The organism is Paenalcaligenes sp. DL 463, from assembly GCF_057475185.1.
Genome location: NZ_JBYBKX010000001.1, coordinates 844344 through 857147, shown reverse-complemented (window position 1 = coordinate 857147; position 12804 = coordinate 844344). Strand labels below are relative to the sequence as shown.

General features: G+C 48.9%; 13 protein-coding genes. 7 read left to right on the top strand and 6 right to left on the bottom strand.

Features of this window, described 5'->3' with window-relative positions; all coding sequences use genetic code 11:
* Positions 1-10: 10 nt before the first annotated feature.
* On the bottom strand, positions 11-1096 hold the full coding sequence (apbC, locus tag AC2UZI_RS03945; RefSeq protein WP_486942518.1) for an iron-sulfur cluster carrier protein ApbC: 1086 nt from the start codon (positions 1094-1096) through the stop codon (positions 11-13).
* A 99-nt stretch (positions 1097-1195) separates the two neighbouring features.
* On the opposite strand from apbC, the gene AC2UZI_RS03940 reads away from it, so the two are divergent.
* The 3 genes from AC2UZI_RS03940 (at position 1196) to AC2UZI_RS03930 (ending at position 4769) form a co-directional block, all read left to right on the top strand.
* Positions 1196-1480: a hypothetical protein gene (locus AC2UZI_RS03940; RefSeq protein ID WP_486942517.1), complete on the top strand. Its 285-nt coding sequence runs from the start codon at positions 1196-1198 to the stop codon at positions 1478-1480.
* 211 nt (positions 1481-1691) lie between these two features.
* Positions 1692-3761 (top strand): methionine--tRNA ligase, encoded by a 2070-nt coding sequence (gene metG, locus AC2UZI_RS03935; RefSeq protein ID WP_486942516.1) that lies wholly within the window; start codon positions 1692-1694, stop codon positions 3759-3761.
* 75 nt (positions 3762-3836) lie between these two features.
* The gene (locus AC2UZI_RS03930) at positions 3837-4769 is read left to right on the top strand and encodes a cation diffusion facilitator family transporter (protein WP_486942515.1); all 933 of its coding nucleotides are present in this window, start codon (positions 3837-3839) and stop codon (positions 4767-4769) included.
* A 109-nt stretch (positions 4770-4878) separates the two neighbouring features.
* Here AC2UZI_RS03930 and AC2UZI_RS03925 read toward each other — a convergent pair whose 3' ends face one another.
* From AC2UZI_RS03925 to AC2UZI_RS03905, 5 genes are all read right to left on the bottom strand, one after another.
* Positions 4879-5493 carry a 2-hydroxychromene-2-carboxylate isomerase gene (locus AC2UZI_RS03925; protein WP_486942514.1) on the bottom strand — a complete coding sequence of 205 codons (615 nt, stop codon included), beginning with the start codon at positions 5491-5493 and terminating at the stop codon, positions 4879-4881.
* A complete protein-coding gene (locus tag AC2UZI_RS03920; RefSeq protein ID WP_486942513.1) occupies positions 5490-6821 on the bottom strand; it encodes an MFS transporter in 1332 nt (443 codons plus the stop codon). Before AC2UZI_RS03920 ends, AC2UZI_RS03925 begins: the two co-directional genes overlap by 4 nt.
* A gap of 36 nt (positions 6822-6857) precedes the next feature.
* Positions 6858-7637, bottom strand: a complete 780-nt coding sequence (locus tag AC2UZI_RS03915; RefSeq protein ID WP_486942512.1) for an aldolase — start codon at positions 7635-7637, stop codon at positions 6858-6860.
* A gap of 124 nt (positions 7638-7761) precedes the next feature.
* Positions 7762-8646 carry a LysR family transcriptional regulator gene (locus AC2UZI_RS03910; protein ID WP_486942511.1) on the bottom strand — a complete coding sequence of 295 codons (885 nt, stop codon included), beginning with the start codon at positions 8644-8646 and terminating at the stop codon, positions 7762-7764.
* Positions 8647-8875: 229 nt separating this feature from the next.
* On the bottom strand, positions 8876-10210 hold the full coding sequence (locus tag AC2UZI_RS03905; RefSeq protein ID WP_486942510.1) for an MFS transporter: 1335 nt from the start codon (positions 10208-10210) through the stop codon (positions 8876-8878).
* A 215-nt stretch (positions 10211-10425) separates the two neighbouring features.
* Between AC2UZI_RS03905 and AC2UZI_RS03900 the strand changes: the two genes are divergently transcribed.
* From AC2UZI_RS03900 to AC2UZI_RS03885, 4 genes are all read left to right on the top strand, one after another.
* The gene (locus tag AC2UZI_RS03900) at positions 10426-10857 is read left to right on the top strand and encodes a cupin domain-containing protein (protein ID WP_486942509.1); all 432 of its coding nucleotides are present in this window, start codon (positions 10426-10428) and stop codon (positions 10855-10857) included.
* Positions 10858-10900: 43 nt separating this feature from the next.
* Positions 10901-11224 (top strand): ferredoxin family protein, encoded by a 324-nt coding sequence (locus AC2UZI_RS03895; protein ID WP_486942508.1) that lies wholly within the window; start codon positions 10901-10903, stop codon positions 11222-11224.
* Between the two features lie 200 nt (positions 11225-11424).
* Positions 11425-12066, top strand: coding sequence for a helix-turn-helix domain-containing protein (locus AC2UZI_RS03890; RefSeq protein ID WP_486942507.1), 642 nt, complete (start codon positions 11425-11427; stop codon positions 12064-12066).
* Positions 12067-12147: 81 nt separating this feature from the next.
* Entirely contained in the window at positions 12148-12792 is a 645-nt protein-coding gene (locus tag AC2UZI_RS03885) for a DJ-1/PfpI family protein (protein ID WP_486942506.1), read from the top strand.
* Positions 12793-12804: the final 12 nt, after the last annotated feature.

Sequence of the window (12804 nt, the reverse complement as noted above, 5' to 3'; positions counted from 1 at the left end):
CTGAGTTTGTTTATAGGGGACGTGGGACCACTTTAGGGCGGTGGGCCGACGTATCTACGGGAAGTATGGCCACATTCGCGGCAACCCGGCTAGCAATTTCATGGTAAATTTTCGCTTCTTTACTATTCGGTGCCGCGATTACAGTGGGTACACCCGAATCGGTTTGAGCCCGAATATCCATCGCCAGCGGTAATGCTCCCAGCCAGGGCACATTGTATTGTTCAGCCATACCACGACCACCGTGCTGCCCGAAAATGGCCTCTTCGTGGCCACAGTTACGACAAATATGTACCGACATATTTTCCACGATACCCAGTACCGGTACATCCACTTTTTGAAACATTGTTAAACCTTTGCGAGCGTCCGCTAAGGCAAGATCTTGAGGAGTGGTCACCACAACCGCTGCCGTCAATGGCACTTTCTGCGACAGAGTCAATGCGATATCGCCCGTACCTGGGGGCATATCAATAATCAAATAATCAAGGTCGTCCCAAGCGGTTTGTGCAATAAGTTGCGTTAAGGCCTGTGTCACCATCGGGCCACGCCAAATAAGCGGCGCATCTTCGTTAAGCAAAAAACCAATAGAGTTCGCTTGTAAACCATGGCCAATCAAGGGCTGCATGGTTTTATTGTCAGTGGTTTTCGGCTTGCCGCTGATCCCCAACATAATGGGCACACTAGGACCGTAAATATCGGCGTCCAGCAACCCAACCCGCGCACCCTGCATATGTAAGGCCAAGGCTAGATTCACCGATGTAGTACTTTTACCTACCCCACCCTTGCCGGAAGCCACGGCAATAATATTGCGAATGTTAGGCATTGGGCGCAAACCGGGCTGCACAGCATGGGTAATTACTTTTAGATTTAACTTTAAATCAACTAAAGTGCCCCCAACTGAAGTAATAGCCGCTTGCACACGTTCGCGTAGTTGGCCCTGTTCATCAAGGGTGGGGTAGGCGAGTGTTAACACAACACTTACCTCTTTCCCCTCAATCGTCACCGCACAGCGTTCGGGACTGACATCCAGTTTTTTCCGTGTAAACGGGTCTGTGATATCACGTAGTGCATTCAGCACCATTACAGAATTTACGTTCATTAATAGGCCCTGCTCAAAATAGTAACTACAATGACCCTTAACAATAAGAATAGCGGATTAAGGGAATTTTTTTCTTCTAAAACTGTCATACTGAACATTATGAATACATTTAACCAGATTATCCGAGCCGCGTTGTTTGCGCTACTGACTATCATTGGCATGATTATGGCCGTTATATTCATGGCATCAACAGCGCTCGCTATTGCAATCCTTTACGTCGTGGCCCGTATCAGCGGCAGGCCTTTCGGCATAAAGTCATACTGGGAACAGCGTCGGCGTCCAAACCCCGCTCAGGTTTTTCAGCAGCGTGCTGAGACGAACCGCCCAAAACCTTCGGCCAAACGTCAAAATGTCAGTGACATAGAGATGCGAGAAATTAACTAAACTCAGTTTTTACCACAGCATCTGCTATGCTCGGTCGTCCCCCCTCCACTCTTTGAGGGTTTAGTGCGGCCGAGTTGTTGTGTATAAACCTCTGGCACTACATTTACTTACCAACTGGCGCCTAAAATTTACTTATTTTCTGGCTTTACGCTCTTTTGCTACCCCAATGCAGCAAAAGCCTTTACTACTTCCCCCTATTTCCAAGAAGCATATGTCGCGCACGATTTTCGTCACTACCGCACTCCCTTACGCCAACGGCTCTTTTCACATCGGCCACATCATGGAATACATTCAGGCTGATATTTGGGTTCGGTCGATGCGAATGTCAGGACATACCGTACACTTCGTAGGGGCGGACGATGCGCACGGCGCACCCATTATGCTGAAGGCCGAGGCTGAAGGGATTAGCCCCGATGAGTTAGTCAGCCGAATTGCGGCAGAGCGTCCGAAGTATTTGAATGGTTTCCATATCGAGTTCGATCATTGGCATCGCACCAACTCGCCAGAGAACATTGAGCTCTCCCAAGAAATTTACCGCCAGCTACGCGATGCGGGCTTTATTGAAAGCCGTACTATTGAGCAGTTTTACGATCCGGTAAAAGGCATGTTTTTGCCTGACCGCTACATCAAAGGCGAATGCCCTACTTGTCACGCTAAAGACCAATACGGCGACTCGTGCGAAGCGTGTAGTGCTGTGTACTCCCCTACCGAACTGATTGAGCCTTATTCAACCCTCAGTAAGGCCACTCCGGTACTGAAAAGCTCAGAACATTTTTTCTTCAAGCTATCCGACCCGCGTTGCGTACAGTTTCTGCAAGAATGGACCTCGTCTAACGATCGTATGGGCCGTCCTCGCTTACAACCAGAGGTACTGGCAAAAACACGAGAGTGGCTGGGAACCGAAGCGGGAGCAACCGCCTCACTGAACGATTGGGATATTTCACGGGATGCACCGTATTTCGGGATTCCTATTCCCGATGCCCCCGGCAAGTTCTTCTACGTATGGCTGGATGCCCCTGTCGGCTATTTAGCGTCATTAAGTGCCTATTGTAAAAAGCAAAACATCGATTTCGATGCTTTGCTGGACCCCGAAGGCGACACTGAACAAATCCACTTTATCGGCAAAGATATCGTGTATTTCCACGCGCTCTTTTGGCCTGCTACGCTAAAATTCTCAGGGCGTAAGACACCTGACTCGTTAGCCGTACACGGTTTCATCACCTTAAGTGGTGAAAAGATGTCAAAAAGTCGTGGGACTGGCATTTCGCCACTTCGATATTTAGACCTCGATATGGACGCCGAATGGATGCGTTACTACATCGCGGCTAAGCTCAACTCGCACGTGGAAGACGTAGACTTCAACCCTGATGACTTCGTCGCCAGAGTCAATAGTGACCTTGTGGGTAAATACGTCAATATTGCCAGTCGAGCGGCCAATTTTATTGCTAAATACTTTGATGGCAAACTAGGCTACGTCGGCGACACCGCTGCCATGAGCCAGCAGTTTCAAACCGTGGCCGATACCGTTAGCCAAAACCTAGAATTACGAGAATACGGTCGTGCCGTAAGACAAGTGATGGCGCTCGCCGACATCATCAACCAGCAGTTCGACCAAGCCAAACCCTGGTTACTGGCTAAAGACTGGGCGAACGTAGAACAAAGTCAAAAAGACCAACTGCAAGACATCTGCTCACGAGCTCTCGCCGGCTTTAAAGCCTTGTCCGTGATGTTGACACCCATCACGCCCACACTCAGTCATCGAGTGGCCACCGAACTATTTGGTTTGGATCGCACCTTTTTATGGTCTGACGCATCGGTTCTTCCGCAACAAGTTGCCACCTTCAAGCACTTACTACAACGCGTAGACCCCAAACAATTAGACGCGTTATTCGAGCCACCCGCAGAGCCTGTCGTGACCCCTGGTGGCGAAGCCATTGCCGAAACCATCGATATCAAAGATTTCGCTAAGCTGGATTTGCGTATTGCAAAAATCGTAGCGTGTCACCACGTTGAAGGCTCAGACAAACTGCTGCGCTTAGAACTTGATGCAGGCGAAGGGCGGTTACGCAATGTGTTTTCTGGCATTAAATCTGCCTATAACCCTGAAGACTTGGTCGGCAAACTTACCGTTTTGGTTGCCAACCTTGCCCCAAGAAAAATGCGCTTCGGTGTATCCGAAGGCATGGTGCTCGCCGCTAGCCACGCTGACGAAAGCGTCGATTCAGGTCTTTATATTCTTGAGCCATGGCCCGGCGCAACGCCAGGTATGCGAATCAGCTAAGGCCGCATACATCGCGCAATCACAAGAAGGTCGGCCCAGTGCCGGCCTTTTTTTTGTTTCGCTATAATCACAGACATGAAAAAGATCACTGCTGCCGACTTAGAACGCCACTCAGCCAGTAAAACCTCGACCTTGGTCAGCGTTTTAGTCAACATTCTGCTTACGGTATTACAGCTAATAATTGGTATTTTCGCTAAATCTCAAGCCCTGATTGCGGACGCCATACACTCTCTTTCTGATCTAATTTCTGACGGCATCGTTTTAATCGCTAATCAGCACAGCCATAAAGCACCTGATGCCGACCACCCTTATGGACACCACCGTTTCGAAACCGCCGCTACCTTAGGGATCGGCGTACTGCTACTGACGGTAGCTGCTGGTTTGCTGTGGAACAGCATCACCAAATTACAAAACCCTGCGGCCATCGAGACAGTTCACCCCATTGCCCTAGTCGTTGCGTTAACCGCCCTTCTTAGCAAAGAATTTCTATTCCGCTACCTGCTACGAGTGGCCAAGCGGGTGCGCTCGACGATGCTTGCCGCGAACGCGTGGCATGCTCGCTCTGATGCCGCCTCATCCTTAGTCGTGTCTGTGGGTATTATTGCCAACCTACTTGGCTTGCCTCTGGCTGACCCCTTGGCCGCCATGATCGTCGCATTAATGATTTTAAGAATGGGTTGGAAATTTACCATCGGCGCCTTTCACGACTTAACGGACCGAGCCGTTGACGATGAAACCGAGCAGAAAATTCGAGAGCTTATTATCAGCACACCTAAGGTGCACGGCTTACACGACTTAAAAACTCGTAAGCTCGGCGATATGATCTGGGTAGAAGTTGACATCGAGCTTGATGGGTCACTGACCATTGAAGAAGGCCACGAGATCGGGGTGCAAGCCAAACAGCGCGTCATGAACGCCCTGCCCGTGCTGGACGTCATGATTCATCTTGACCCCGTCGATGATTATCGTGATAACGGCGCTGCGGCTCCTGAAGAACACACTACGTAATTTTTACGACGTGTTGAAGATATACGCTTATCCGAGCCGGCCCAGAAACGTGGTAAATACGTTTCTGGGCCGGCTCGAACAAGCTTAGGGTATGAACGCTTAAGCGCCGTTAGCTAACGGTAAGTTTGGCTTCAGCAATGGCTTCCTCAAGCATCTCTAAACGATCTTGCCCCCAGAATAGCTCGCCATTGAATACGTAAGACGGAGAACCAAACACGCCTGCCGACACAGCCTCATCGGTATAAGTCCGATACGCAGCGACGACATCATCCTGCTTGGCCTTTTCCATTAAGAATGACGCATCCAACCCTTGTGCTTGGACAATTTCTCTCAAGGTTTGAGGCTCAGAGATATCTTGCTCTTCGCACCACTCTGCCCGCAAGATGGCTTTATACAACTCATGCACATCTAGCCCCTCACGGTCAGCAGCGATAACGATGCAAGAAGCAAGATCGGCATTTGGACACATGTATGCAGGCGTAGGATTCACGCTAATGCCTAACTTTTTACACCACCTTTCTAACTCAATGATGCGATAAGCTTGTCGCTCTGGCGAGCGCTGACTTAACAGCACCCCACCAGTCCGTGAATACACATCCGGCAAATCCACAGGTTTAAAACGTATCTCTACATTCTGTGCTTGCGCAATGTCACGCAAACGATCAGCACCCAAATAAGCCCAATCGGAATTCATCCAGAAATAATAATCGATATGCTGGGTCATGCACGAGCCTCCTTAATAGTGACCTCTGGGATAGCAAAACGGGAGGGACTATGCATGCACAATGCGCTTGCGATAGCAATCACACCCAAGCCACTTAAATACCAAACAATATACTTAGGATCACCATCACCAAGCCCTAACAGCCACGTAGCGACTAACGGTGCCATGCCTCCACCAATTGCCCCAGATACCTGAACAGCAATTGAAATACCGCTATAACGCACTTCTGCTGGGAACTGAGCCGAAAACAATCCCCCTTGCGGACCATACAAGGCCGCATACACTACGCCTACGGCAATCATTAGCGCGACCGTAATCGTACCGGGGTTTGTGGTCTCTAACATCGAGAAGAAGTAAGTTGAGAACACCAGAATTCCGATTGCCCCCAGCGTAAACATCCACTTGAAACCAATACGGTCACCAAGAATCCCAAACAATGGCATGGTAAACATCGCAACAACAGCGCCCCAAACCGTAGCATCAAGCATGACCGTACGTGGTACTCCCAGCGTACTGGTTGAATACGCTAACGCAAAGGTTACGACGGTATAAAACCACGTCACTTCAGCCAAACGGCCACCGACTACGGTTAATACTTCTCGAGGGTACTTTCTTAGCACTTCTAGCGCTGGGACTTTCACCTCTTCACCTTTTTTCTGAATTTTTTCAAAATCAGGTGATTCGGCCACTTTGACACGTATAAACCAGCCCACCAGCAACAAGACAACGCTAGCTATAAACGGTATACGCCAGCCCCAAGAAAGCATGTCTTCTTCAGGCAAGGTCGCGACGGCCCCCATGGCTAGAGACGATAAAATCAGACCCGGCGCCACACCCGTTTGCGGCAAGCTACCAAAAAAGCCTTTCTTACCTTCAGGTGCGTGCTCGACCGCCATCAACACGGCGCCTCCCCACTCGCCACCAACCGCTACGCCTTGCAAGAAACGCATCAACACAAGCAGTACTGCAGCCCAGTAACCGATGGACTCGTAGGAAGGTATCAAACCAATCAAAATGGTAGGTATACCCATCAAAAACAAGGTGATAATTAGCATGGACTTTCGCCCTACCTTATCGCCAAAATGGCCAAAGATTAGGCCACCTAAAGGTCTTGCAAAGAAACCTACTGAATAGGTTGCAAAAGCAGCCAATGTACCCGTTATGGGGTCAAACTCTGGAAAGAAAATCTTGTTAAATATCAGCGCAGCAGCGGTGCCATACAAGAAGAAATCGTACCACTCGATTGTGGTACCCATCATGCTGGCTAAACCTGCTGTTACGTATTGGCGACGCGATCGTTCGCCTTCTTTATGTACGGTATCCGTCATTACTATTCCCTGCCTTTAAGAAAAAAAGTCAACGAATTACTTCACGGATAACGCAGGAATGCCATGCGTCTGACGACACCAGTAGTCGAACGTCGCATTAACAATCGAGGGCTTCAACAAATAATCATGCGCCTCGGCAGCAAGCGTGTCATCTACAGGAGTTAAAGGGCCATACGCTTGAGCACGAATCTGCATACGAGCCGCGCGCTCTAAATACACCGATAAATAGGTCGCCTCTTCGCACGTGGCTCCCGCCGTCAAATAACCATGGTGTGCAAGAATAATGGCTCGCTTTTGGCCAATGGCTTCAGAAATAATTACACCCTCATGGTCTGCAATCGGCACACCAGGCCACTCACTTAAAAAAGCACAATCGTTATGTAGCGGTGTCATGTCCATCTGCGAGATCACTAACGGCTGGCGTGCAGCGGCCAAAGCAGAGGCCCAAGGCGAGTGGGTATGAATAATTGAATTCACATCAGGTCGAGCGTCATAGACCCATAAATGGAAGCGCGTAGCTGGGTTGGCCATTCCCTCACCCGTTAAGGTGTTAAGGTCTCGATCCACTTCAATAAAATCATCAGGTGTCGCCTCGTCAAAACCCAAACCAAAACGTAGGGTCCAGTAGGCTCCGGGACGTTCTGAGCGCACGCTAATTTGTCCAGCCAAACCGGCTTCTTGCTCGGTCATGGCGAGAATTCGGCAAGAATATGCCATGGTTTCCTGCATCGAACGCTTAACGCCATGCAAGTGCTTTTGCATATCCTGGCTGGCGCGCTCATCAAAATAAGACTTGTCTCTAAGTTGAGTTGTCATTTGCTGTCTCCAATTATGTAAGCTGTGGGCAGAGGTACTAATGCCCTGTACATGAATTATTGTTGATTTACATCAGAGACAGCTATGGCCTAAAAGTGATAGCTGCTATTCTTCACTTCGCCCGCTAACTAAGCTCGACAGCCACTTGGTTAATGCACGAAAGTAGCTCTTCCATTAATGGTGCAAGAGGTTTCTCTGCATGGGTAACAACCACTATACTGCGACGCAGCATGGGTTTAGAAATGGGTAGCTTACGTAATCCGTAATCGGCTAACAACTTATCAGGAATGCGGGAAGGCAATATGCAATCACCCATGCCGGCGGATACCAATTTCAGCATAGCATCAATAGTTTCGGCCTCTGCCACAACCTTTGGATTTAACCCCGCGCTATGAATCATACGGCGCAGTGCGTAATGGGAAGGAAAACCGACAATGCGCAGTTCAGTGCTGCTTAGGTCTTGCTCACCTTCACGCGGGGTGTTGTCTTGTACCACCAATGCCATATCATCATCAAACAGCTTACACGTCGTTAAATTTCCTACATCCACCGCCGAGTCGTACACCAAACCTAAGTCGGCTTTTCCACTTTCAACCAAGGCTACGACTTCGGGCGAACTACGACCTAATAGCGACAAGTTCACCTGTGGGTATGCACTAATAAAGCTCGCAACCACATCGCCCATGAAGTAATAACTTAAGGTATGAACTGTAGCCAACGTGACGGTTCCCTGCTTCACGCCCAATTGCCGAACCTCGTCTACCGCTTGATCAATGCTCCAAAATGCAGGCCGTAATGCCTCATAAAGCTTCTGCCCAGAATACGTTAAGGTCAACCCGCGTCCCGTTCGATTAAAAAGAGGCTGCCCGATACTACGCTCAAGCAACGTCAACTGCTTACTTAAACCCGATTGAGATTGGTCTAGCTCGTCGGCGGCACTTGTCAATGAACCACACTCTGCTATACGCAAAAAATAACGTAATTGTCGATCAAGTCCATCTCTAGACATGGGGCACCTTATAACTGTGTATTGAAGATCTCAACCTATAGGTATGGGCTGCGTCGTTATTATTATTTATCGTGCGCTACCAAATGACAAAACGCTATGGCTCATGCACAAACCGTCATTCTAAACGACTTAGGGCATGCTTATTCAAGACTCAACGACAACAAAAAAACGGACTGGGATTAAGGCAAGCTATCCCAGTCCTTATTACGATTAAACGGTAACCACGCTGTTATTGAGCCGATGCGTTTAGATCGTCTCTGTTGGTTTCTGGGCTAGCGTAGGTCGCCCACAGGGTAACAAAGCACAACCCTATGACCATTGCAATAATGCCCCAATAGTGACCATATAGTGCTAACAACCACGTTGCTAGCATCGGTGCAATCCCTCCGCCTATCCCCGCTGCAATTTGACACCCTAAAGACGCCCCGCTATAGCGTACTCGCGTACCGAATAACTCAGGCAAGTAAGCGGCCTGCGGACCATACATAGGACCATGACCGAATACCATGCACGCAGCAATGGCGATCATAATGACAGTGGGGTTTAACGTTTCTAGCGCTAGAAACAAGGGATAGACCGCGGCCATTACAAAGAAGGTGCCCAAATAGTATAGGGTGCGACGACCCCATTTATCAGACAGCCAACCGAAGAAAGGAATGAATGCAATCTCTAATGCCGCACCTAATAACACACCATTCAAAATCACATCCCGAGACAACCCTAATGTATTAACCCCATAAACAATGACGAACACGGTCAGGATATAGACCCAAGCCACCTCACATACTTTAAGACCGATACTTAGCGCCAGATTTTTCTTATGCGTTGCCAGAATCTGAAAAAGAGGCGCTTTTTCTTCCTTGGGTTCATTTTTTTGCTGACTGGCGGCAAAAACAGGGGACTCCACCACCTTCATTCGTATGTAAAAGCCGATAGCCACTAAGACGATACTGAGTAGAAAGGGCACCCGCCAGCCCCAACTTAAGAACTGCTCGTCAGGCATTAGGCTAAGCCAGGCAATCATTCCTGTAGACGCTAGCATCCCTAACGGAAAGCCCACTTGCACTAAGCTACCAAAATAGCCACGACGTTTTACAGGAGCATGCTCAATCACCATCAACGCTGCACCACCCCACTCGCCGCCAATTCCTATACCCTGAATCACACGAAGCAAAACCAAAGCAATGGGGGCCCAGATACCAATTTGCTCGTAGGTGGGTAACAAACCAATGGCGAAGGTTCCCCCTCCCATTAAAAACATCGTTAGCATCAGCATAGACTTTCGGCCTATGCGATCTCCGAAGTGCCCAAAAATAACGCCTCCTAAAGGCCGGGCAATAAAACCCACCGCGAATGATGCTAATGCCGCTAAGGTCCCCATCAACGGGTCAAAGGCGGGGAAAAAAAGCCGGTTAAATATCAGAGCAGCTGCCGTTCCATAGAGCAAGAAGTCGTACCACTCTACCGTTGTCCCAATCACACTGGCCATAACCACACGACGCATAGACTTGTCGTTGTCTACTGCTGGCGTCGCGGGTATGGCCACCTCATTGATAACGCTCATCTCTACCTCCTCGTTCGGGACTAACGCCCCTTGGCTTAACCGCATAAACCGCTCACGGTAAGGAAATACTATAAGGAAACTTTTTTTCCTGAAATAAGGGTTTACTAGTAAACTTTATTAGAATTACTTAGAAATAGTTGACTGATAGGAAATATTTAGTTAGATTCTTTCCATCCGCTGCATCTATTTCAAGCGGCCCAACTCAAGGAGACGTTATGAGCACCCAAATTAACGAAACAGTAGGCCAAAACAAACACTTTTCCGAACGCTTGCAAGGCAAGCTTGAGCCCACAGAGGGCGGCTCGACCTATGTCGACCCCGAGTCCTTGGAATGGGAGCCCTCGCAGTTTGAAAAAATTTGGATGAAAGTCTTATACCGCAATGATGCGGAAGGTGAAATGACGGTATTACTGAAGTGGGAGCCAGGTGCTGTTTTACCGTTTCACCGTCATCCAGAGCTTGAACAAAGCTTTGTATTAGAAGGCTCATTCTATGACCACGACGGCATCTGCCGCGCAGGCCAATATGTGTGGCGTAAACCGGGCTCTTTACATGAAACACACAGTGATGAAGGCTGCCTACTCTTAGCGGTTTATCGCAAACCCAACGTGTTCTTTGGCACTGCTGGCTTTAGAGCCGCATCGTAACCTACCTCGGCAGGGCACGCGCCCTGCCCATTCAGGAGCAACTATGACTTGCGTTGTCACTGAACCGTGCATAAATTGCGTCTACAGCGAATGCCAGAACATCTGTCCGGCTGACGCCTTTCATCGCGGTCCAAATTTCATGGTGATTAATCCGCATACGTGTATCAACTGCACCTTATGCATCATTGCATGCCCTGCTCAAGCCATTGTCAGTGACTACGAACTGGGCCCAGACGAGCATGGCTATATCCGCCTAAACGAAGTGTTATCTGCCAGATGGCCTGTGGCGCCAATCAACGGTTCTGCGCTACCTGATGCGGATTACTGGGCCACACAAAACAATAAGCATGCACTTATTCAGCCTTGACCCTGCCCATCAACTCAAGGCTTAGCAACTTTCCACCTTATTCCATGCGTTATAATTTAAGACTAGGTCTCCCGCTCTGAGGCGCCTCAGTAGTGGCCTATTATCTCTTCAGGGGCTTTCTTGTCCCCACAACGTGCTTAAAAGCGAAAGTAGCGCTGCACACCACGACCTAGACTGCGCATGAAAGAGGACATCAGCAAGTGACTCAAATCAACGATTTTATTGACATTAACGAATCCCCCGAGGAAGAAGAAGCAGCGGTTTGCCAACGATTGCGTGAGTTACGAAAAGAACGTCGCTTAACGCTAGATGTATTAGCCGAACGCTCTGGTTTTACGAAAGGCTATTTATCAAAAATCGAGAATGGCACGAAAGCCCCTCCCATCGGGACCTTGGCTCGTATTGCACGCTCAATGGGCGTTGATTTAAGTGTTTTTTTCGTTGATGAAAACACCCCAGGCAATCCCCTTTTTCTTGATGCCGACTCCCCTATTTCGGTAGTGCATAGTTGGGAACGCAAGCCTGTAAGCCGTGGGGGCACAGAGTACGGTTACGATTACGTCAGCCTGGCTCACAAAAAATCCAATCGCAGCATGGACCCGTTCATCTTCACCTACCCGCAAACGACAGAAACGCACGAATTTTTCGAGCACACAGGCGAAGAGTTTATCTACTTATTAACGGGCAAAGTCGAATTTGAATTTAAAGTCCATGGGCAGTTAACACGCTTTATATTGGAAGCAGGCGATAGCGTTTACTTCGAATCCAGCACCCCCCACCGAGGCCGCGCGTTAGAAGGCGAAGCACAAGCCATCGTGGTAATTACCGAAACTGAAGAGTAAAGACCATCTAAAGCATCAAATAAAGTTGACACAAAGGAAACAATTAAGCACCATTAGGAAACCAACAATAAGGAGTTTCCTATGCGTATCGGTATTATTTTTTATGATGACGTTGAACCCATTGAGGTCGGCATCTTAGGCACGCTATCCATGGCGCGCCGTGTAGCACCCGAAATCAGTTTCCACACCATTTCCGAACACGGAAAAACCGTTGTGCTTCGAAATGGCTTAACCATCGAGACTGACTTCAGCTTTGCTAATGCACCCGAGGCAGACATCACTCTTATTACCGGCGGCCCCGGTTGGCAAACTCAAATCAAGAACCAGCAGCTACTGGATTTTTTGCAACAACGCTCTGATCAAGGAGACACCCTTGTTAGCGTCTGCACCGGTGCCCTACTACTTGCCGCAGCGGGGCTACTGAAAAATCGTAACGCCACTACCAAAGCCGTTTACGCAGCCCCCGAACATCCGCCTTTAGATACCTTGGCATCAATAGAGCCTACTTGCCACGTCCAAACCGCATTAGCTGTGGATGAGGGAGACATCATCACGGGTGGAGGCGTTAGTTTATGCATCGACTTAACGCTCTACCTGATTGAGCGTTTTATAGGCGAAGAAACGAGCCATGAGGTAGCGCGGATTATGGAGTACAGCGCTGCACGGAAAGCGAATCTTGATCGCTTACCCATCGTACAAGGCACTTGCTCCCCCTTATCTGATTAGAAAACACGATCT

What these genes read in the sequence shown, in the direction of transcription:
- apbC (WP_486942518.1), bottom strand. Translation starts at nt 1,096, where the DNA reads ATGAACGTAAATTCTGTAATGGTGCTGAATGCACTACGTGATATCACA.
- AC2UZI_RS03940 (WP_486942517.1), top strand. Translation starts at nt 1,196, where the DNA reads ATGAATACATTTAACCAGATTATCCGAGCCGCGTTGTTTGCGCTACTG.
- metG (WP_486942516.1), top strand. Translation starts at nt 1,692, where the DNA reads ATGTCGCGCACGATTTTCGTCACTACCGCACTCCCTTACGCCAACGGC.
- AC2UZI_RS03930 (WP_486942515.1), top strand. Translation starts at nt 3,837, where the DNA reads ATGAAAAAGATCACTGCTGCCGACTTAGAACGCCACTCAGCCAGTAAA.
- AC2UZI_RS03925 (WP_486942514.1), bottom strand. Translation starts at nt 5,493, where the DNA reads ATGACCCAGCATATCGATTATTATTTCTGGATGAATTCCGATTGGGCT.
- AC2UZI_RS03920 (WP_486942513.1), bottom strand. Translation starts at nt 6,821, where the DNA reads ATGACGGATACCGTACATAAAGAAGGCGAACGATCGCGTCGCCAATAC.
- AC2UZI_RS03915 (WP_486942512.1), bottom strand. Translation starts at nt 7,637, where the DNA reads ATGACAACTCAACTTAGAGACAAGTCTTATTTTGATGAGCGCGCCAGC.
- AC2UZI_RS03910 (WP_486942511.1), bottom strand. Translation starts at nt 8,646, where the DNA reads ATGTCTAGAGATGGACTTGATCGACAATTACGTTATTTTTTGCGTATA.
- AC2UZI_RS03905 (WP_486942510.1), bottom strand. Translation starts at nt 10,210, where the DNA reads ATGAGCGTTATCAATGAGGTGGCCATACCCGCGACGCCAGCAGTAGAC.
- AC2UZI_RS03900 (WP_486942509.1), top strand. Translation starts at nt 10,426, where the DNA reads ATGAGCACCCAAATTAACGAAACAGTAGGCCAAAACAAACACTTTTCC.
- AC2UZI_RS03895 (WP_486942508.1), top strand. Translation starts at nt 10,901, where the DNA reads ATGACTTGCGTTGTCACTGAACCGTGCATAAATTGCGTCTACAGCGAA.
- AC2UZI_RS03885 (WP_486942506.1), top strand. Translation starts at nt 12,148, where the DNA reads ATGCGTATCGGTATTATTTTTTATGATGACGTTGAACCCATTGAGGTC.